The following is a 20,570-nucleotide window of genomic DNA, read 5'->3' as shown; positions in this document are numbered from 1 at the left end:
CGCTTCACACGCGCCCGATCCACCGGCACTAGCATCGGCACACCAGGAGCCCGTCCCCATGCCCAAAACTGTCGCCGCGTTCGGCAACCCTGACGCCAAGACCCCGCTGAACGCCATGAGCATCCAGCGTCGCGACCCGCTGCCAACCGACGTCGAGATCGACATTCTCTTCTGCGGCGTGTGCCACAGCGACCTGCACCAGGCCCGCAACGAGTGGCTCAACACGCTGTACCCCTGCGTGCCGGGGCACGAGATCGTCGGCCGCATCACGCGCGTGGGCGCTCAGGTGAAGAAGCACAAGGTCGGCGACATGGCCGCGGTGGGGTGTCTGGTGGACTCCTGCCGCACGTGCCGCAGCTGCAAGGAAGGGCTCGAAAACTACTGCGAGAGCGCGGGCGGCAAGCCGGTGGTGTTCACCTACAACGGCGTAGACGTGCACGAGGGCGGGCACACCTTCGGCGGGTACTCGACCTCCGTGGTTGTTGACCAGGACTTCGTCCTCAGGCTGAGCGACAAGCTCGACCCCGCCGGCGCGGCCCCGCTCCTGTGCGCGGGCATCACTACCTACTCACCGCTCCGCGAGTGGGATGTGCACGATGAGTCCAAGGTCGGGGTCGTCGGCCTGGGGGGGCTGGGCCACATGGCCGTGAAGCTCGCGGCCGCGATGGGCGCCGAGGTCGTCCTCTACACCACCAGCCCCGACAAGGCCAAGGACGCCCTCCGCATGGGCGCGAGCGAGGTGGTGATCAGCAAGGACGCGGAGCAGATGAAGCGGCACGCGGGCACGCTGGACTTCATCGTCAACACCGTCTCCGCCTCGCACGACCTCAACCCGCTCATCGCCCAGCTGAAGCGCGACGGCACCATGTGCTGCGTGGGCGCCCCGCCCCCCGAGCACCCGCACCCGCCCATCCAGATGTTCCCGATGATCATGGGCCGCCGCCGCATCGCCGGCTCGCTCATCGGCGGCATCAAGGAGACACAGGAGATGCTCGACTTCTGCGCCAAGCACGGCATCGTCAGCGACATCGAGATCATCCCAATGCAGAAGATCAACGAGGCGTACGAGCGGATGCTCCGCAGCGATGTGAAGTACCGCTTCGTGATTGATATGTCTTCGCTGAAGAAGTGAGGACCAAACACTGAGACACGGAGAGCACTGAGGGGGGACAGAGTGGAGGGAAGGGTGGCGATGGGTGCAGGTCCGTTGAGGTCACCGCGTCTGGTGGTCCGCCCTGCAACCGTTGAGCAGCTGCTTGCTGAGCTCGAGTCACGCGCAGCCTTCGAGGACGCGGTCGGGTGCCCCGTTCCCGCGGACTGGCCACCCGAGCACTGGGACGAGGGGCCCATCCGCTGGCTGCTGGAGAAGGCGCAGGCGCACCCCGATGAGCCGCTTTGGACCTCGTGGTTCATCTACCTGCGGCAACCCGGCGGCGAGCTCATCATCGGCACCCTCGGCTGCAAGGGCCCGCCCGCCAATGAGGGTGACGGCCGCGCGGTGCTCGAGATCGGCTACGGCGTCGTGGCCTCGCAGCAGCGCAAGGGCATCGCCAGCGAGGCGGTGGGGCTGCTGCTGGAGTGGCTCCGCACGCTCGGGCGCGTCACCCACGTGCGTGCCCACACCCTCAGCGGCGACCCCGCTTCGGGCGGCGTGCTCCGCCGCTGCGGGTTCACGCTCATCGGCAAGGCCACCGAGGACGGGATGGCCGTGGACCGCTGGGAGCGGGCGCTCTAGCAGCGGGCGTACGTGACGACACCAGCCGCCGAAACCTCAGCTCAAACTTCGTGCTCTCCGTGCCTCGGTGTTTGGCACCCACTCACCACAGCATCCGCACGCGGATCGTCTCGGGGATTTCCCGCAGCCGCGCCAGCACCTGCTCACCGTCGGTGGGGTCCACGTCCAGGACGACGTAACCCACTTCCTCGCTGGTCCGCAGGTACTCCGCCGAGATATTCGCCCCGATCTCCGCGATCGCCCGGTGCATGTTGCTCAGCACGCCCGGGACGTTGCGGTGGAAGTGCAGGATGCGGTGCGGACGCTGCACCGGCACCGCCTTCACCTCCTCATCCGCCATCGCCTGCGTCCCCGGCTGCTCGGGCAGCTCCACCTCGGGCACGTTCACCGCGCCGGTGGTGCTGCCCACGTTGACGAACTTCAGCAGCTTGGTGCACACGTCATCCGCGATCGTCGCCTGCGCCTCTTCAGTCGAGCCCCCCACGTGCGGCGTCAGGATCACATTCGCGAGCCCCCGCAACGGCGAGTGGAACGGCTGGTCCTTGTGCGCCGGCTCGTCGGGAAACACGTCCAGCGCCGCCCCCGCCAGGTGCCCGCTCCTCAGCGCCTCCGAGAGAGCCGACACATCCACGACACTGCCGCGGCTGTTGTTGATCAGGTAGCTTTCTGCGCGCATCTTCTTCAGCTGCGCCGCCCCGATCAGGCCGCGTGTCGCCTCCGTCGCCGGCACGTGCAGCGTAACGACGTCGCTCTCCTTGAGCAGCTCGCCCAGGCTCTTCACCGCGCGGGCGTTGCCCATCGCCATCTTGGGCACGATGTCGTAGAACAGCACCCGCATGCCCAGCGCCTCGGCCAGCACCGACACCTGCGACCCGATATGCCCATAGCCCACGATCCCCAGCGTCCGCCCCCGCACCTCGTGGGCCCCGCTCGCCGACTTGTCCCACACCCCCGCGTGCATCTGCACCGTCTTCTCCGTCAGCCGCCGGTACAGCGCGATCACCTCCGCGATGGTCAGCTCCGCCACCGAGCGCGTGTTGCTGAAGGGCGAGTTGAACACCGGCACGCCTTGCTTCCGCGCGGCCGCGAGGTCGATCTGGTTGGTCCCGATGCAGAACGCGCCCACCGCCAGCAGACGCGGCGCCGCGTCCAGCACGCGCTGCGTCACCTCCGTCTTGCTGCGGATCCCCAGCACATGCGCATCGACCACCAGCTTCAGCAGCTTGGCCTCGTCGGGGGCGCCGCTCAGCGTTTCGACGCTGAACCCCTCCTTGCGGAGCATGGCCGCGCCCTCGGGGTGGATGTTCTCCACCAGCACGACCCTGATCTTGTCCTTGGGGAAGCTCGTCTTCATCTCTTTGGGTACCCCGCCGCTCCGCGGCGGCTCCTATCTCTTCTCCTCAGGCCAGCTCAGCGGCGCCACCGTCTGCGGCGGCCTCGTGTCATCCTGCCCCGCGCCCCCTCCTATCGACAGAACCCCCGTGAGACTGAGCACCACCAGCACCACAAACAGCCCGATGCGGTACCACCCGAAGGGCGCTAGGCCGTGCCGCGTCAGGAACCCCACCAGCCACTTCACCGCGACACCCGCCGAGACCGCCGCGACCGCGATCCCCAGCACGCACGCGCCCACGCCCAGCACCTCGAACATGTTCGGCGTCCCCGTCTCCTTCGCGTGGCTCAGGTTCTTGTACAGCTTGTACAGCGTGGCCGCCGTCAGCGTGGGCAGCCCCAGCAGGAAACTGAACTGCGCGGCCTCCCTTCCCCGCAGGCCTGCGAACAGCCCGCCCGAAATAGTCATCATCGACCGGCTCGTCCCCGGCCACAGCGCGAAGCACTGCAGCAGCCCGATCATGAGCGCCTCACGCGCCGTCACGTCATAGATCGACTTTGGCTCCGCCCGCCACGGCCGCATCGCCCCCGCACGTCCCAGCCGCCCCTGCCCCCACAGGTCCACGCCGATCATGTACACGCCGCCCACGAGCACTGCCGCCATCACCGGCAGCACGCCCATGAGGTGCGAGTCGATCCACTTGTTGAGCAGCAGCCCGACCACCGCCGACGGCAGGAACGCGATGACCAGGTTCGCCAGCAGCCGCAGCCCCTGCGTGTCCCTGCCGATCAGCCCCTGGAGCATCTTCACCACCGCCGGCCAGTACAGCCCCAGCACCGCCAGGATCGCCCCGCCCTGGATGACGATGCCGAAGTCCTTGACCGCCTGCGACTCGAGGTCGAGTTCCATCGCCGCGCTGGCGAGGATCAGGTGCCCGGTCGAGCTGATGGGCAGGTACTCGGTGACACCCTCGACGACACCGAGCACCACCGCCTGCCACAGTTCAAGCTCACGCATGCGGGCGGAGTGTAGGAAAAGCGGAAACCGGAAAGCGGAAAGCGGAAAAATGGAGACTCGGGGATCAACTGCAACTGTTGATACACCGCTCGATCCGCCGCACCACCGCGTCCCTCCCCAGCAGCGCCATGACGAGGTTGATCGGCGGCGACACCCCCCCGCCCGTCAGCGCCACCCGCAGCGGCTGGGCCACACTCCCCACCTGCACGCCCTGCATGGCCGCGAAGTGGTCCAGCAGCGCCTGCACCGACACCGGGTCAAACTGCTGCGCCGCCCGCACATCCGCCAGGATGCCCTGCAGCAGCGACAGCCCCGTCGGCGTGCCGCCCTGGAGCGACTTCTTCACCGCCGCGGGATCGAAGGTGTACCCGTCATCGGCAACCAGCGCGAACGCCGCCTGCTTGGCCGCGTCCCCGAAGACCTTGCACCGCGCCTTCACGGTCTCGGCGAACAGCGCCCACCGCTCCCCGCTGAACCGCTCCACCAGCGCCGGCTCAAACTCCGCAGCCCACACCCGCAGCCGCTCCTGGAACACATCCGCCGACATCGCCGCCATCGCGTCGCCGTTGAACGCCAGCAGCTTCACGCGGTCGAACTTCGCGTTGGTCTTGCCGATCCGCTCCAGGTCAAAGCGGCTGGCGAGGAAGTCCATCGAGAACTTCTCCACGTTCTCGCCCGGGCTCCACCCCAGCAGGGCCACGAAGTTGCAGATCACCTCCGGCAGGTACCCCGCCTTGCGGAAGTCGTGCACCTCGATCTCCGGCAGCGCCAGCCCGAACCGCCGCGCGATCCGCTCCGCCACCGTGATGTCGTCCGACTCGCCCTCGATGAAGTCGCCCAGCTGCTTCCCGGTCAGCCCCTCGTCCACCTCGTGAAGCGCCGCGAGCACAACAGCAACATCGGCGTCCTTCTTACCGCTCCGCGTCAAACTCTTGAACGCCCCCTGCCCCTGCCCCGCCAGAAAATCCTTTACCGCCTTGCGGGCCGCCTTCGCCTTGTCCCGCTTGCTCATCTTGCTGCCATCCATGTTCTGGATCAGCGGCATGTGGGCGTACTTGGGGTGCGGGAAGCCCAGCGCCTTCTGCAGCGCGACCTGGCGCGGCGTGTTGTTCAGGTGCTCCTGCGCCCGCAACACGTGCGTCACGCCCATCGTGTAGTCATCAATCACGACCGCGAAGTTGTACAAGGGGAACCCGTCCGCCTTGCGGATGACGAAGTCCTCCAGCTCCCCGGCCGCGTACTTGACCTCCCCCAGCACCTCGTCATCGACATGGATCGCCTCGTCCGGCGCGCGGAACCGAATGACATACGGCACGCCCTTCGCATCCGCCTCCTTCATCCGATCCAGCCGCTCCTCCAGAGGAATGGCCAGCGCCGCCCGGTCGTACCGGTACGTCTCCTTCCTCGCCAGCGCGGCCTTCCGCTTCGCGTCCAGCTCCTCCGCCGACTCGAACGCCGGGTACGCCTTCCCCTCGCCCACCAGCTTCAGGATGAACCGGTTGTAGATGTGCAGCCGCTGCGCCTGGAAGAACGTGCCCTCCACGTTCCGCGGGTTGCCCCCCACGCGGCTCGACTTCCCGTGGTTGTTCACCGCCGTGAACTCCGGCCCCTCGTCCCACAGAATCCCCAGCCACGCCAGGTCCTCCATGATGCCGCGGGCCGACGCCTCGCTGGAGCGGGCCTGGTCGGTGTCCTCGATGCGCAGGATGAAGTGCCCGTGGTGCTTGCGCGAAAAGGCCCAGCAGAACAGGGCGGTGCGGGCCCCGCCGATGTGCAGGTGCCCGGTGGGGCTGGGGGCGAAGCGGGTGATCGTGTCGGGCATACCCCGAGGTTAGTCCGACCGTGCCACCGAGAAGTCTTCTTCTCGGTGGTCCGCCCGTGCCCGCCCCCCGCACATTCTGCGCCCGGCAAAATGCCAACGCCACCCTTCCGATCCCTTGACTCACGCTTTACACTGAACCCGTGAGGGGCCCCGAAGGGCCCTGGCCGAAAAACCCGACTTGAGGAGGTACATCCCATGCCCACCCGCCCCGCCGCCGACATCCGCAACATTGTCCTGGTGGGGCCCGGAGGGTCGGGCAAAACCTCCCTCGTTGAGCGGCTCCTCTTCTCTACCGGCAGCACCAAGCGCCTCGGAACGGTCCTCGAGGGCAACACCGTCTCCGACTACACCGACGAAGAGAAGTCCCACAAGCACTCCCTCCACACCACCCTCGTCCACTTCGACTACGAGGGCCACCTCGTCAACGTCATCGACACCCCCGGTCTGGCCGACTTCATCGGGCACGCCATCGCGTGCTTCCCCGCGGCCGAGACCGTCGCCGTCGTCATCGACCCCAACAAGGGCATCGACTCCATCACTCGGCGAATGATGAAGGTCGCCGAGGACCGCAAGATCCCCCGCATGCTCATCGTCAACAAGATCGACGAGGTGCAGGACGGCATGCTCGAGGACATCGTCAGCCAGCTGCAGAAGGCCTTCGGCCCCATCTGCCTGCCCATCAACCTCCCCAGCCTCAAGGGCAAGAAGGTCGTCAACGTCTTCGAGCACGACGGCAACGACTCCGCCGGTAACCAGGCCGACTTCTCCTCCGTCAAGGAGGCCCACAAGGCCATCGTCGAGCAGGTCATCGAGCTCGATGAGGACCTCACCATGCAGTACCTCGAGAAGGGTGAGGGCTTTGACCCGCAGAAGCTGCACGCCGCGTTCGAGAAGGCCCTCGAGGACGCCCACCTCGTCCCCATCTGCTTCGTCTCCGCCAAGACCGGCGTGGGCGCCGACGACCTGCTGCACATCTTCGCCAGCCTCTGCCCCAGCCCGCTGGAGGTGAACCCGCCCGAGTTCCAGATGCGTCAAGCGGACGGCACCGAGCAGGAGTGGCACAGCAAACCCGGGGACGCCAACGCCAAGCTCCTCGCCCACATCTTCAAGGTCGCCACCGACCCCTTCCTGGGCAAGCTCGGCTACTTCCGCGTCCACCAGGGCACCGTCAAGGCCAAGGCCGAGGTGCTCATCGACGACCACAAGAAGCCCGTGAAACTCGGCCACCTCTTCCTGCTCCAGGGCAAGGAGCACGTCGAGGTCAGTGAGGTCGGACCCGGCGCCATCGGCGCTATCGCCAAGATCGACGAGATCAAGTTCAACGGCGTCATCCACGACAGCCACGAGCTCGACAGCGTCCACCTGCTGCCGCTGCCTCTTCCGAAGCCCATGTACGGCCTCGCCATCGAGCTCAAGAACCACGCCGACGAGACCAAGTTCAGCGCCGCCACCCACAAGCTCATGGCCGAGGACCCCTGCTTCATCGTCGAGCGCATCGCCGCCACCAACCAGACCATCATGCGTGGGCTGGGCGAACTCCACCTCCGCATCATCATCGAGCGCTTCAAGCACCAGTACGGCATCGAGCTGATCACCACCACGCCCAAGGTCGCGTACAAGGAGACCATCACCGCCCGTGCCGAGGGCCACCACCGCCACAAGAAGCAGACCGGCGGCGCGGGACAGTTCGGCGAGGTCTACCTCCGCGTCGTGCCCCTCCCCGCCGACCACCCCGAGGGCTTCGAGTTCGAGAACGCCACGGTGGGCGGCAGCATCCCCCGCAACTTCATCCCCGCCATCGAGAAGGGCGTGCGGCAGGTGCTCCAGGAGGGCGCCGTCGCCGGCTACCCGCTCACCGGCGTGCGCGTCGAGGTCTACGACGGCAAGTACCACGACGTGGACAGCAAGGAAATCGCCTTCATCACCGCGGGCCGCAAGGCCTTCATCGACGCCGTGCAGAAGGCCAAGCCCGTGCTCATGGAGCCCTTTGTCGCCCTCGAGATCACCGCCCCCAGCCGCTACATGGGCGACCTCGCCGGCCAGATCTCCACCAAGCGCGGGCGCGTGCAGTCCACCGACATGCTCTCGTCCGACGTCTGCGTCGTCCGCGCCGAAGCCCCACTCAGCGAGCTCCAGAACTACTCCAACGAGCTCAAGAGCATGACCGGCGGCGCCGGCAGCTTCACCATGGACTACAGCCACAGCGAACGCACCCCCCCGCAGATCCAGGCCGCGGTCGTCGCGGCTTACAAGCCCAAGGCCGACGCGGAGTGATCAGGCAGGGTTGTTGCCTTCCAGGACTTGCACGTCATTCACGTCCTTGGGGCGGCCGGCCGCGCGCTTGTTGATCAGCAGGTCGTTGCGGCTAATCACCGCGGCCGATACGCCGTCGATGACTGCCATCTGTCGACGCGCGAAGCAGTCCGCGAAGTCAACACCGGCCGCCGAGGTGATGATCTCGATCTTGACCGGTGGATGTCCCATCCGTACTACGGTCCGAGGCTTGAGGAATAAATCCGTACCTACACCCGTGCCCCCGAAACCGAACTTGGTGAGTGCGCTCAGAAGCCGATTCGCATTTTGTTCACTGATCGCGATCCAGATGTCGAGATCACCCGTTGGTCTGGGGTAGCCATGATGCCCGACCGCGAACCCGCCTACCAAGAGGTACTCAACCTGCTCCGAGTTCAGCAACCTCAAGAACTCTTTGAAGTCTTCCGGTAGCCGCAGGTCCATAGGCGATCCACCGTAGGTACAAGAGCGCTCGTATCCGCTCCTCGGATGACTTTGTTGCCCAATACGCACCCTCGTCCTCCTGCTGCTCGATCGGGACCACCGAGAATGCGGTTCGATCGAGGCGGAATGGAGGGTTGGCCTGCGAATCAGCCATGTTTGATTATAGGTTCCGCTACGGCGCGGTGCTTCGTGGGGAGGGGGCACGCATCCCCTCCAGCACCCCCGCCAGCTCCTCCGCGAACCCAATCATGCTCGTGCTGGGCAGCTGCGCCAGCGGGTCATCAATCACCGCGACCCGCCCCCGCTCCACTGCCGGCACCCGCAACCCCCGCAGCGCCTCCAGCTTCGCTGCCCCCCGCGCCCGCGTCTCCTCACTCGCCTCTACCCCGTACCCCCGCGGCGACACCAGCACGATCACCTCCGGCGCGATCCGCAGCAGCCGCTCCGTGTCCAGCTCGATGTACGCGCTCCCCTCCGTGATCGCAGGCACGCCCCCGATCCGCTCCAGCACCTCGTGGTGGCACGACCCCGGCCCGAACGCCGCGGGTGGCGAGGCCGATACCAGCAGCAGCACCCGCCCCAGCTCCTTGAACCCCTCCCCGCGCGTGGTCCATGCCCGGTCCATGCGCTCGACCAGGGTCGTGCATTCCGCGCTCGGCGGCATCACCCCCCGCGCCGCGCACAGGAACGCATCCACCGCGACCGTGTCGCTCCGCACATCCGACAGCGACAGCAGGCGCGTGTCCAGCAACTGCCACCCGTTCGCCTTTGACATCTCCACCAGGCGCGTCGGCAGCTCGCGCGAGCCCCACTGCGCAATCACGTGCGTCGGCCTCGCCCGCAGCAGGGCCTCGTAGTCAAACCCCTCCTGTGACCCCACCACCGGCAGCGACCTGGGCAGCACGATGTCATGCCCGTGCCGCCCGACCACCATCTCCGCACGCCCCAGGTCCCGCACAATCACACCCACCGCCGGGCTGTGCACCACCACCCGCGGACCGCTCGGCCTTGGCTCGACCACCGCCGGTTTCCGCTCACACCCAACCATGATCGAGGCCACACACGCGATGAGGCAGAACACCCGTGCCACGATCATGTCCTCATGATCGTGCCTCCGCGTCCGGCGCCTCGATGCCTCATGCCCCATGCCTCATGCCTTCTTCTGATCCGCCCCCTCAACCGCCCGCTCCACCTCCACCTTCAACCCATCCAGCACCCCGCGAGGGTACAGCGGGAACGGCCACGTCCGGTCATACACCACCCCCGCCACCTCTACATCCCGCGCAGCCTCCACCGCCCCACGCTCCAGCTCCTGCAGGTTGCCTGCCCGCTCCTCGCGCTCCTGACCAAGAAATGCGTGCAGCGCCTCGTACGCCGCCCGTGGCGATTCCCCCCGCGCCCGCGCCGACTTCACCGCCGCCACCAGATCCCGCCGCCGCCGCTCGCCATCAGCATCCCCCAGCAGCGCCGGGCTGTGCCGGGCCGCGTGCGCCGCCCACCGCGCCCGCGCGATCTCCTCCGGCCTCCGCACGCGCACATCGAACGGCAGGTACCGCGTCGCCGTCACCACAGCAGTGGGGGCCAGCGGCTCTCCGCCCAGCCACTCGCCCAGCCACCGCTCCGTGATCCGGTCGTACACGCCCCCGCCCGTCCCGTGGATGAACAGGTCGCACAGGCCCATCCGCACCAGCGCCGTCATCGCCAGCGCCCGCGGCGACAGCTCCTCCATCTTCACCGACGCAAGCTCATCCGACCACACCGCCCGGCGCGCCCGCCCGGGGGCCGAAGGCATGCGCCATAAGGGCAGCTCAACCCGCCCACCCTCGACCCGCAGCGCCCGCACCCGCGCCTCCGGCACCGCCGCCACCGCGCGGTTATACGCCTGCACACACACCGCCGGCTCCCGCCCCAACTGCTCAACAAACTCGCCAAACTCCGGCGTCCGCGCTAGCCCCGACGCGTACACCACCCGGTCTGGCCGGCACCACGCCGCCAGCAGGTCGCAGAGTGCCATCGTCACCTGCCGCGCCGCGTTCGACTCGCCCGCGTGCCGCACGAGCGCCGCACGCACCGCCTCCAGCCCCTCATCCACACACACAAGCGCCCCCCTCGGCGCTGGCCCTGGCTGCAGCACCGGCAGGGCGCACGCCGGCGTCTCCGCCGCGAACGCTCCCGCGCTTGCCGAGCCCTTGTCCGCAAACGGCACACTCCAGACCGCCCGCGTCAGCTTCCCCTCGACCAGCCCCGGGTACGGCACCTTCCACGGCTCGTTCGCGTCCTGGTCCACGACCAGCCACGTGACTTCCGCCCGCCCCCCCGTCGCCCGTACCCGTTCCGCCACCGCGCCCGCAGCAATGTACTTCGCCATGATCCCCGGATGCCAGAACTCCGCCTGATGGCCGGTCCACACCCGTGCCACCGAGATGTCCTCATCTCGGTGGTCTTCCTCCCTGCTGCGTTTCGCCAACAAACCGGCGAGCGAGCCCCCCTGCTCCACCCGCACCCCCTCCTCGCCCGCCCCCCCGCTCAATGCCGGCAGCACCCGTTGCGCCGGGTGCTCTCCTCTTCGCGCACCGATTCCTGCTTGCTCGCCCCGCACTCATACCGCGTGCTCGCGCCCGGCAGCACCACCCCCGCGGCCTTCGCCTTCTCGCAGCACTCCTTCGAGTAGGGCTCCGTCACGCCCATCCGCGCCGCCCGCGGCAGCCGCTCGCCCAGCTTCTCGATTTCCCGGTACAGCACCCGCCGGTAGTGCGCCAGCCGCACCGACGGGTCGTCGAGCGTCGCCCCGAACGTCCGGTTCAGGTCGTTGTAGATCAGCCGCACCGGCAGCTCCCGCACCTTCAGCCCCGCCGCCGCCGCCTGCGCCCAAAACTGCATCGGGAACGCGTACCCCTTCACCGTCGGCCGCAGCTTCTTCAGCCCCGCAACCCGGTACGCCTTGAACCCGCAGAACGCGTCGGTCAGCAGCGTGCCCAGCGCACCGCCCAGCCGGCAGTTCAGCTCCGCCGTAATCGTCGCGTTGATCGCCCGCCGCTCCGGCGGCGGCCGGTCCTGCCCCTCCTCCTTCGCCAGGTACCGCGACCCGCTGATGATGTCGCCCCCATCCTCCGCCGCGGCCTGCACGAACGACGGAATCGCCGCGGGCTCGTGCTGCTCGTCGCAGTCCATCGTGATCAGCCAGTCGTACTTCTCGTACGCCGCGAACCGGAACGCATCCCGCAACGACGACCCATACCCGCGGTTCTTCGCGTGCCGGATCATCTCGATAGGGAACTCCGGAAGCAGACGCGGCGTGGCATCGGTCGAGCCGTCATCGATCACCAGCACATCCGGGTTGTACGAGAGCACCCGCTCCAGCACCCGCCGCACGTACTTTTCTTCATTGAACACGGGAATCGCGACGAGTGTGCGCATGCGGAACTCCAGGCCTTGCACCAAGCCAGCACGAATGGCTTCGCCGTCCCTGGCCAACTGGATTGCACCATAGCCCCCAGACTTCAAGCCCCGTGAAAAACCTGACCGAAACCGAACACCAGGAGGGAACCAAACACGGAGTCACGGAGAAGCACGGAGAAGAGGGCGAAGAGGAAAACGGGGAGAGAAGAGAGAAGGTAGCGGCACCGGCACAAAGTCAGTTCCGCACCCTTCTTCGCCGCCCCTGTTCCCTCGCTCCGCGAAACTCCGCTCCCCTCCGCCGTACTCCGCGTTCAAGTCTCGAATTCCCCTCCGTGCTCTCCGGGTCTCCGTGTTTGGTACCCGCCTTCAGTCCGGGCTCGCCTCCGGGCCCTCAAAGAGCGTCGTCCCCGGATCATCCCCCGGCAGCTTCGTCCGCGCCAGCGATGTGTACGCCGCGAACCCGAACGGCTCGTGCTCCTCGCTCTCGTCCTGCCGCTCCGCCGACTCCTTGCGGATCCGCTCGATCAGCTCCTCACTCAGCGAGTGGAACGACCGCATCTCGTGCAGCGGCAGTGTGAACACCTCGCCCCCCGGCGTCCTGATCTGGAACACCGTGCACTCCACCGCCAGCGACAGCTCCCGCTCCGTGTCGCTCGTGTCGATCCCGCACGCGAACAGCGGCATCACACCCGCGATCGGCACCCGCTGCCCCAGCTGCGTGATCACCGCCAGCCGCCCGTCGAACAGGTCCGCCGGCTGCTCGCCCATGCTGCTGATCACCGACAGGCTCGTCAGGATCTCCCGCATCACGTTCTGCCAGAACAGCTCGCGCGCGATCGTCACCCCCTCAAGGGCCTTGGGGGAGGCCTGCCCGCGCTTCGTTAGCTCATCCTTCACCATGGGGTGAGGTTATCCTGTCCCCATGCTCTCACGCCTGCTCCGCAAGCCCGCTCCCGCGCCCGCCGTTCCGGCCGCGACCGCCGCCCAACCCCAGCCGCAGCCTCAACCCCAGCCCGCCCGCCCCCTCGCCCCGCGCCTCACCCAGGCCCAGGAGCGCGCCATCGAGCAGGCCCTCCGCGAGACCTACTTCCGCAACTGGGACCGCGCCTACCTCGATTCACCCGACGGCCAGCGCGACATCGCCGCCATCACCAAGAACCGCTACTACACCTGCCTCGACCACATCGTCCCCTGGATCGAGCGCGTCATGCCCCTCAAGGGCAAACACGTCCTCGAGGTCGGCTGCGGCACCGGCTCCAGCACCTCCGGCATCGCCCACTCCGCCGCCCACGTGCACGGTTACGACATCGACGCCGAGGGCCTCGAGGGCGCCAAGGCCCGCGCCCGCGCCCTCAACCAGACCAACATCACCTTCCACCTCACCTCGCCCACCGGCCTGCTGACCACCATCACCAACAACCACCTCGCCGGCTCGCTCGACGTCACCCTCCTCTACGCCGTGCTCGAGCACCAGCACGTGCAGGAGCGCATCGACACCCTCCAGACCTGCTGGAACCTGCTCCGCCCCGGCGGCCTGCTCGTCGTCGTCGAAACCCCAAACCGCCTCACCTACTTCGACGGCCACACGGCCATGCTCCCCTTCTACCACATGCTCCCCGCCGAGCTGGCCATCATGTACGCCCCGCGCTCGCCCCGCGCCGCCTTCCCGCAGTCCATTGCCGAGGCCGCGGCCAAGTCCCACGACGAAGCCCTCGAGCGCCTCGCACGCTGGGGGCGCGGCGTCAGCTACCACGAGTTCGAGCTCGCCCTGGGCGACCTCAACCCCCTCGTCGTCGCCCACGGCTACGAGCCCGAGGTCCACAGCCTCTGCCAGCCCACCCCCGACCAGTCCCACCTCCAGGCCTACTGGAAGGAAGCCAACATCAACGTCCCCGTCGCCTTCACCCGCGCCGACCTCACGATGATCCTCCGCAAGCCCGCGTGACCGGCGGGGGCAAGCGCGCACACCCATGATCGACCTCCGCCGCGTCGCACAGCTCGAAGAAGCCCGCCTCCGCACCGGCATGGCCGAGGTCGCGCAGGAGCACATCGACATTGCCGGCGGCGTCGCCACCCGCGGCGAGCGCGGCACGTGGATCAACTCCGCCACTGGCCTGGGCATGGCCGGCCCCGTCACCCCCGCCGACATCGACCGCCTCATCGCCTTCCACGAGCAGTGGGGGGCCGAGCCGCGCATCGAGGTCTGCCCTTTCGCGGACAAGTCGCTGCTCGAGTGCCTCAAGGGCCGCGGCTTCAACGTCGTGTTTTTCGAGAACGTCCTGTTCCGCGACCTCGCGGCGCCCATCGAGCCGCCCAGCGAGCACCCCGCCCCGCGCGGCCTCGAGATCCGCACCGTCAACCCGCGCGACGAAGCCAGTGTCCATGAGTTCGCCCTCACCGGCTGCATCGGCTTCGCCGAGGGCAAGGACCCGCGCCCCGAGGCCATCGCCCTCGCCGCCAAGTGCGCCGCCCACCCGCGCACGCTCGCCTACACCGCGTTCATCGAAGACAAGCCCGCGGCCGCCGGCGCCCTCGAGGTCAGCGGCGACATCGCGGCGCTCTTCGGCCTCAGCGTCCTCCCTGCGTTCCGCAACCGCGGCCTGCAATCCGCCCTCATCCACCACCGCCTGCTCGCCGCCCGCGACCGCGGCGCCAAGGTCGCCACCATCGGCGCCGCCCCCGGCATCGGGACCGAACGCAACGCCCGCCGCGCCGGCTTCCACGTCGCCTACACCCGCTTGTTCCTGACGCGCCCTGGCGAGGGGCTCGAAGCGGCGCGGTTCTAGTGCCCAAGCGAAGCAACGACGGTCTTCGCTGTCACCATCGGGAGGTACATGTGGAGAGCGTCGTCCTTCAGGCTGGCGAATCCATAACGAGCATAGAAGTCGCGTGAACGCTTGTCTTTCGCATCAACCTCGACCGCGGCCGATGCCACGGTCTCGCTCGCCTCGACCGTCACTCTGAGGGCATGCACGAGCAGAAGTTCGCCGAGCCCTTGTCCCTGAAACGACCGATCAACTGCGAGGCGCCCCAGCAGCGTCGTCGGTAGCGGCATCTTCGCTGGATAACCGTGACCGTCAGGTATCACCGTCACCATGAGCCGACTTGCCGCCAGTGTGAAGTAGCCCGCAATCCGCCCTTCTGGTGTGGCGAGTACATACCCCTGCGTCAGTGATCGACGCGTGTGTTGTCCAAGCCTCGTCCTGAGAAACTCGTTCAGCGCCAGAACGCCGCAGTCGAAGCTCTGTCGATCATGCTTGCCACGGTCGAACTTCTCGAATCGGAGTGAATCACGCACGGCCGCGGTCCCGGTACCGAGCCGCCGCCTTTCGTAACGCCGCGTTCGGGCGGGCGGGGTTGCTGAGCATCGACAACAATGCCGCACTGTCCCTTTCAGTGAGCTCGCGGGCGCGAATGCGGCGGAGCGTGTGGTCGGCAGCGAGCTCCAGCATCCCATTGATGAAGCTGGTAACGGTCATGCCGCGCAAGGCGGCTGCTTGCTCAATTTTCGACTTGAGCGGCTCCGGCTGCCGGATGGTGATCTTGCTGTATCGGACGTTGCCCATCGCGCACCTCTGAACAAGTATACGGCATTGTGCCGTACGATGCCACCGTCCTGCTATGGCGTTATGGCCCTGCCGCCCCCACCACCAGGTACTTCCCAATCCCGACGGTGAACACCAGACACCCGTACAGCGCATGCTCCACGCACGCCAGCAGCAGCGACCGCGACCGCTCGTAGGTCATCGCGAACAGCACGCCGCCGAAGGTCGACAGCGCCACCGCCAGCCAGTTTTCCATCACCACGTGCGCGAACCCGAACGCCACCGCGCCCGCAGCGCACCGCGCGACAGCGCTCGGCAGCAGCCCGCGATAACGGTGGTGCAGGAACGCCCGCCACACCACCTCCTGCGGCACCACGCTCAGCACCGGGTACAGCACCATCACCAGCGCCCACAGCCCCGGCCGCTGGCGCGGGAAGCTCAGCCACGCGTCCGGCCTCAGCCACAGCACCAGCCCGCACAGCGCCACCCCCAGCACCATGAACCGCACCAGCACGAGCGGGAGCCCGCGCCGGAACCCCTCGATGTTCACCAGCTGTCCGCGGTCGAACGTCGCGTCCCGCCGCAGCATCCACCCGCACACCGCTGCCCACGCGAACAGCAGCGGGAAAGTCCACGGGCGCGGCAGCCACACCAGCGCCGCCGCGGGCCCGCCGAAGTACACCGCCACGAACTCCGCCCACCGCCTCCACATCCCCGAACCCCGCTCGCCGCAACCGGAAACAAAAGAGGCCCAGGACACGCGTCCTGGGCCTCGGGAGCTCACTCTAGAAACTCACTCACGTGCTCTGCGCCTGCGCGGGCTCGCTGGGCTTGCCCTTGTCCGGCGCGGCGGGCTCGGCCCCGGGCGTCGACTTGGCGTCGAAGAACAGGTGGTCCTCGTCCTTCCCGTCTGCGTCCTTGCGGCGCGTCACGGTGATCGTGCTCGGCGCCTCGAAGCTGCCCTGCAGCAGCATCTCGGACAGCGGGTCCTCGACGTACTGCCCGATGCTGCGGCGCAGCGGACGGGCGCCGTACTCGGGGTTGTACCCGCGCTCGATCAGGAAGTCCTTCGCGGCCTGGTCCGTCTCGAGTGTGTACCCGTTCGCCTTCAGGCGCTTGGCGAGCTTGCCCACCTCGTAGTCCACGATGCGGGTCAGGTCGTCGCGCGTCAGCGGGCGGAAGACCACGATGTCATCCAGGCGGTTGATGAACTCGGGGCGGAAGAACCGCTCGATCTCCTTCATCAGCACCTGCTTGATGTTGTCGTAGTCCGTCGCCTCCGTGCGCTTGGTGAACCCGAAGCCCGCCCCGCCCTTGATGAGGTCCGCCCCCAGGTTGCTCGTCATGATGAGCACCGTGTTGCGGAAGTCCACGTTGCGGCCGAAGCTGTCCGTCAGGCGGCCTTCCTCCATGATCTGGAGGAGCATGTTGAACACGTCCGGGTGCGCCTTCTCGACCTCGTCCAGCAGGATTACCGCGTACGGCCGGCGGCGGATCCGCTCGGTCAGCTGGCCGCCCTCCTCGTACCCGACGTAGCCGGGAGGAGCGCCGACCAGGCGCGACACGTTGTGCTTCTCCATGTACTCGCTCATGTCCAGGTGGATGAGGGCGTCCTCGTCACCGAACATGAACTCCGCCAGCGCCTTGCTGAGCAGGGTCTTACCCACGCCCGACGGCCCGACGAAGATGAAGCTGCCCATCGGACGCTTGGGGTCCTTCAGGCCCGCACGGGCCCGCCGGATGGCCTTCGAGATCGCCTTGATGGCGTCGTCCTGGCTGATGACCTTCTTGTGCAGCTCGTTCTCGAGCTGGAGCAGGCGCTGCGCCTCATCCTTCTCGAGCCGCTTGAGCGGCACGCCGGTCATCTTGGAGACGACCTCCGCGATGATCTCCTCGTCGACCACGCCGTCGGCCTCCTGGGCCTTGGCGCGCCATTCCTTCTGGATCTCGTCCTTCTTGCGACGCAGCTGCTCCGCCTTGTCGCGCAGCTCCGCCGCCTTCTCGTAATCGGCAGCCTTCACGGCCTCGTCCTTCTCGACGCTCAGCCGCTCGATGTCCGCCTCGAGCTCCGCCAGGTTCGGCGGCTTGGTCATGCTCTTGATGCGGACCCGCGCGCCCGCCTCGTCGATCACGTCGATCGACTTGTCGGGCTGCACGCGACCGGTGATGTAACGGCCGCTCAGCTCCACCGCCGCCTTGATCGCGGCGTCGGTGATGTGCACGCGGTGGTGCGTCTCGTAGCGGTCGCGCAGGCCCTTGATGATCTCCACCGTCTGGTCGTTGGTGGGGGGGTCAACGGTGATCGCCTGGAAGCGGCGTGCCAGGGCCGCGTCCTTCTCGATGTACTTGCGGTACTCGTCGAACGTGGTGGCGCCGATGCACTGGATCTCGCCGCGGGCGAGTGCCGGCTTGAGCACGTTGGACGCGTCGATCGCGCCCTCGGCGCCGCCCGCGCCCACCAGCGTGTGCAGTTCGTCGATGAACAGCATCACGTTCTTGGCGCGACGAACCTCGTTCATCACCGCCTTGATGCGCTCCTCGAACTGCCCGCGGTACTTGGTGCCCGCGACCATCATCGCCAGGTCGAGCACGACCAGGCGCTTCTCGTGCAGGATCTCGGGCACGTCGCCCGCGATGATCCGCTGCGCCAGGCCCTCGACGATCGCGGTCTTGCCCACGCCCGCCTCGCCCAGCAGCACCGGATTGTTCTTCGTGCGCCGGCACAGCACCTGCACCACGCGCTCGATCTCCGTCGCGCGCCCGATCACGGGGTCCAGCGTGCCCTCGCGCGCCAGCTCGGTCAGGTCGCGCCCGAAGCTGTCCAGCGCCGGGGTCTTGCTCTTGCCCTTGGCCGCGGCCGCGGTTGCCCCGCCGCCGCTGGAAGCGCTGGCGCCCGCCGAGCTGGACGAGCTGGAACCCAGCCCGCCGGCCCCGCCCGCGGTCTCGCCGCCCTCGCTCTGGCCCTCGTTGCCAGCCCCGAGCAGGTTGAGCACCTCCTCGCGGACCTCCTCCAGGCGCAGGCCGAGGTTCAGCAGCACCTGGGCCGCGACGCCGTCGTGCTCACGCAGCAGCCCGAGCAGCAGGTGCTCGGTGCCCACGTAGTTGTGATTCAGGTTCCGCGCCTCTTCGATGGCGTACTCGATCACCTTCTTGGCCCGCGGCGTCTGGGGCAGCTTCCCCATCGTCACCATCTCAGGCCCGGCCTTGACCAGCTTCTCCACCTCGAGACGCACGCGCCGAAGGTCCACGTCCAGGTTTCGCAGGACGTTCGCCCCCACGCCCGAACCCTCCTTCACCAGCCCGAGCAGGATGTGCTCGGTCCCGATGTACTCGTGGTTCAGCCGCTGGGCCTCCTGGTTCGCCAGGGCCATGACCTTGCGGGCTCGATCGGTGAAACGTTCAAACATCTGCTTGCTCCCGGGTGCCCGTAAACGATTGGGGAATCGTCGCGGGTCCCAACCACAGTTCGATGATTATCAGGCGTCAGGTTCGCTCACGCGTTGTTGATTTCCCCTGAATCTGCTGATCACCGGCTTCGCACCAACACCAACTCACGCCCAGCACCGGGCTTGCACCAGCACCGGCCAACGCCGCGCCCGCGCCGACGACCACCAGGTCTCCAGCACAGCCGCGCCGTCCTCGGTTCTATCGGAGCGAGCCCCGTGCCGGTCCACCAAACCCCGCGAGATTGCCCCAGAGGCGATTCCGACCAGCCACTCCCCGGAAACGCACTCCCAACTCTGCCCATTTGGCAGACCGGGCACACCCGAAAACACAGCACGGCCCGCCGTCGGGCCGCGCTGTCCGTAACTGTGGATCGTGCAATCACTTCGGAGTGGGGGGCTCCTCCGCCTTCCTCCTCACCAGCGTGTACACCGCAAAGCAGTCATTCTCCAGGTCCATCTTCTTGTCCCACTCCAGAGCCGCGCCGAACCGCCGGATCGTCGCGCTGTCGTCCTTGTTGTACTCGAGCACCTCGAACCCCGCCTTCTCCAGCATCTCGCGCGGGAAGGGGCACCGCCCGTCCGACCACGGCTTATAGCCCTCGCCCGGCGGCGTCTGCTTGGGGCTGATGTTGTAGATCATGAACACCCCGCCCGGCTTGAGGGCCGCGTGCACCTTGGCCACGAACTCCTCGGGCGGCACGCTCAAGTCGACCAGCATCTCCTTGGGCACCTTCTGCTCAGGGTTGATGTACCCGTTCTTCAGCGTGTTCTTGCTGGTGATGATGTCGTACCCGCCGCCCACCTTTTCCGCGACGTCCTTGTCCCCCGGCCACTTGCCGTGCACCAGCGTCAGGCTCCCCGGCGGCGGGATGTCGTCCATCCCAACACCCGGAACCTTTCCCGTGTCCTCCTCGCGCGAGTACAGCGCCTTCAGCGAGGGGTCGACCTCCACGCCCGTCACGTCCATGTTCTGGCTCGCCATCAGCCGCAGGTGCCCGATGGTGCCGTACCCGTAATCCAGGATCTTCTTGCCCCGCAGCGGCATCGGCCCGCCGATCGCATCCGCCACCAGGTCCAGCGGCCGCAGGTACGCCAGCGGCGAGCCGTAGCGCGTGAAGTAGAAGCGGTACCCGTCGAACTTCTCCGGGTGCAGCGTCTTCTTCTCCTCCTCGCTCAGCTTCTCGAACTGCTCGGGCGTGAACGCCTTCGTCCACCGCTTGTCGACGTAGATCACCCGCTCGTCGATCACCGGCAGCCACGTCGTGCTGAACGCGATCTTCCGCACGTCCATATTGGCGATCAGCGGCATCACCGTCCCGGCCTCTTTCCTCAGCCAGTCCACGGCCTCCGGGCGGTACTCCGGCTGCACCTCCTGCTTCGGCGCCTCCTTGGGCGCGTCACCCGCCGGCTGGGTCTTTACCGGCGCCGCGTCCTTCTTCTCCTGAGCCCACGCCGCCGAAGCCAGGCCCGCCGCCACCACCGCGAGAATCCCGTACATCCGCATCGCCAGTCTCCTGTGACAGCCTCCCGTGAGGCC

18 protein-coding genes are annotated in these 20,570 nt (G+C 67.7%); 5 read left to right on the top strand and 13 right to left on the bottom strand.

The genetic code is table 11. The features are described from left to right. The first annotated feature begins 58 nt into the window (after nucleotides 1–58). Entirely contained in the window at nucleotides 59–1,132 is a 1,074-nt protein-coding gene (locus VD997_06765) for an NAD(P)-dependent alcohol dehydrogenase (protein ID HYE61680.1), read from the top strand. A gap of 93 nt (nucleotides 1,133–1,225) precedes the next feature. Continuing rightward, entirely contained in the window at nucleotides 1,226–1,735 is a 510-nt protein-coding gene (locus VD997_06760) for a GNAT family protein (protein HYE61679.1), read from the top strand. An 82-nt stretch (nucleotides 1,736–1,817) separates the two neighbouring features. On the opposite strand, the gene serA is transcribed toward VD997_06760, so the two are convergent. From serA to gltX, 3 genes are all read right to left on the bottom strand, one after another. Continuing rightward, nucleotides 1,818–3,089 (bottom strand): phosphoglycerate dehydrogenase, encoded by a 1,272-nt coding sequence (gene serA, locus VD997_06755; protein HYE61678.1) that lies wholly within the window; start codon nucleotides 3,087–3,089, stop codon nucleotides 1,818–1,820. Nucleotides 3,090–3,122: 33 nt separating this feature from the next. After that, the gene (locus VD997_06750) at nucleotides 3,123–4,085 is read right to left on the bottom strand and encodes an undecaprenyl-diphosphate phosphatase (GenBank protein ID HYE61677.1); all 963 of its coding nucleotides are present in this window, start codon (nucleotides 4,083–4,085) and stop codon (nucleotides 3,123–3,125) included. A gap of 64 nt (nucleotides 4,086–4,149) precedes the next feature. Further along, nucleotides 4,150–5,907, bottom strand: a complete 1,758-nt coding sequence (gene gltX, locus VD997_06745; GenBank protein ID HYE61676.1) for a glutamate--tRNA ligase — start codon at nucleotides 5,905–5,907, stop codon at nucleotides 4,150–4,152. A gap of 195 nt (nucleotides 5,908–6,102) precedes the next feature. On the opposite strand from gltX, the gene fusA reads away from it, so the two are divergent. Then, nucleotides 6,103–8,181 carry an elongation factor G gene (gene fusA / locus VD997_06740; GenBank protein HYE61675.1) on the top strand — a complete coding sequence of 693 codons (2,079 nt, stop codon included), beginning with the start codon at nucleotides 6,103–6,105 and terminating at the stop codon, nucleotides 8,179–8,181. Here the strand turns inward: fusA and VD997_06735 are convergent, their stop codons facing one another. The 5 genes from VD997_06735 to VD997_06715 all read right to left on the bottom strand — a co-directional run bounded on the left by VD997_06735 (nucleotide 8,182) and on the right by VD997_06715 (nucleotide 12,942). Then, entirely contained in the window at nucleotides 8,182–8,643 is a 462-nt protein-coding gene (locus VD997_06735; protein HYE61674.1) for a DUF6036 family nucleotidyltransferase, read from the bottom strand. Nucleotides 8,644–8,815: 172 nt separating this feature from the next. After that, on the bottom strand, nucleotides 8,816–9,739 hold the full coding sequence (locus VD997_06730; protein ID HYE61673.1) for an ABC transporter substrate-binding protein: 924 nt from the start codon (nucleotides 9,737–9,739) through the stop codon (nucleotides 8,816–8,818). A 54-nt stretch (nucleotides 9,740–9,793) separates the two neighbouring features. Then, nucleotides 9,794–11,011 (bottom strand): hypothetical protein, encoded by a 1,218-nt coding sequence (locus tag VD997_06725; protein ID HYE61672.1) that lies wholly within the window; start codon nucleotides 11,009–11,011, stop codon nucleotides 9,794–9,796. A 158-nt stretch (nucleotides 11,012–11,169) separates the two neighbouring features. Beyond that, a complete protein-coding gene (locus VD997_06720) occupies nucleotides 11,170–12,060 on the bottom strand; it encodes a glycosyltransferase family 2 protein (GenBank protein ID HYE61671.1) in 891 nt (296 codons plus the stop codon). 348 nt (nucleotides 12,061–12,408) lie between these two features. Continuing rightward, entirely contained in the window at nucleotides 12,409–12,942 is a 534-nt protein-coding gene (locus tag VD997_06715; GenBank protein ID HYE61670.1) for a hypothetical protein, read from the bottom strand. Between the two features lie 22 nt (nucleotides 12,943–12,964). Between VD997_06715 and VD997_06710 the strand changes: the two genes are divergently transcribed. Then, on the top strand, nucleotides 12,965–13,987 hold the full coding sequence (locus tag VD997_06710; GenBank protein HYE61669.1) for a methyltransferase domain-containing protein: 1,023 nt from the start codon (nucleotides 12,965–12,967) through the stop codon (nucleotides 13,985–13,987). 25 nt (nucleotides 13,988–14,012) lie between these two features. Then, a complete protein-coding gene (locus VD997_06705) occupies nucleotides 14,013–14,828 on the top strand; it encodes a GNAT family N-acetyltransferase (protein HYE61668.1) in 816 nt (271 codons plus the stop codon). Here the strand turns inward: VD997_06705 and VD997_06700 are convergent. From VD997_06700 to VD997_06680, 5 genes are all read right to left on the bottom strand, one after another. Then, nucleotides 14,825–15,340 carry a GNAT family N-acetyltransferase gene (locus VD997_06700; GenBank protein HYE61667.1) on the bottom strand — a complete coding sequence of 172 codons (516 nt, stop codon included), beginning with the start codon at nucleotides 15,338–15,340 and terminating at the stop codon, nucleotides 14,825–14,827. The two genes, VD997_06705 and VD997_06700, sit on opposite strands and share 4 nt — an antisense overlap. Further along, the gene (locus VD997_06695; protein HYE61666.1) at nucleotides 15,333–15,608 is read right to left on the bottom strand and encodes a DUF1778 domain-containing protein; all 276 of its coding nucleotides are present in this window, start codon (nucleotides 15,606–15,608) and stop codon (nucleotides 15,333–15,335) included. The genes VD997_06700 and VD997_06695 overlap by 8 nt, the downstream gene beginning before the upstream one ends. 61 nt (nucleotides 15,609–15,669) lie before the next feature. Next, a complete protein-coding gene (locus VD997_06690) occupies nucleotides 15,670–16,299 on the bottom strand; it encodes a CPBP family glutamic-type intramembrane protease (GenBank protein HYE61665.1) in 630 nt (209 codons plus the stop codon). A gap of 85 nt (nucleotides 16,300–16,384) precedes the next feature. Next, the gene (locus VD997_06685; protein HYE61664.1) at nucleotides 16,385–18,994 is read right to left on the bottom strand and encodes an ATP-dependent Clp protease ATP-binding subunit; all 2,610 of its coding nucleotides are present in this window, start codon (nucleotides 18,992–18,994) and stop codon (nucleotides 16,385–16,387) included. Between the two features lie 418 nt (nucleotides 18,995–19,412). Further along, nucleotides 19,413–20,537, bottom strand: coding sequence for a hypothetical protein (locus VD997_06680; protein HYE61663.1), 1,125 nt, complete (start codon nucleotides 20,535–20,537; stop codon nucleotides 19,413–19,415). Nucleotides 20,538–20,570 lie beyond the last annotated feature (33 nt).

This window comes from Phycisphaerales bacterium (genome assembly GCA_035627955.1).
Lineage (GTDB): Bacteria > Planctomycetota > Phycisphaerae > Phycisphaerales > UBA1924 > JAEYTB01.
The sequence above is the reverse complement of the archived record's forward strand: the minus strand, read 5'-3'. Positions and strand labels throughout refer to the sequence as shown.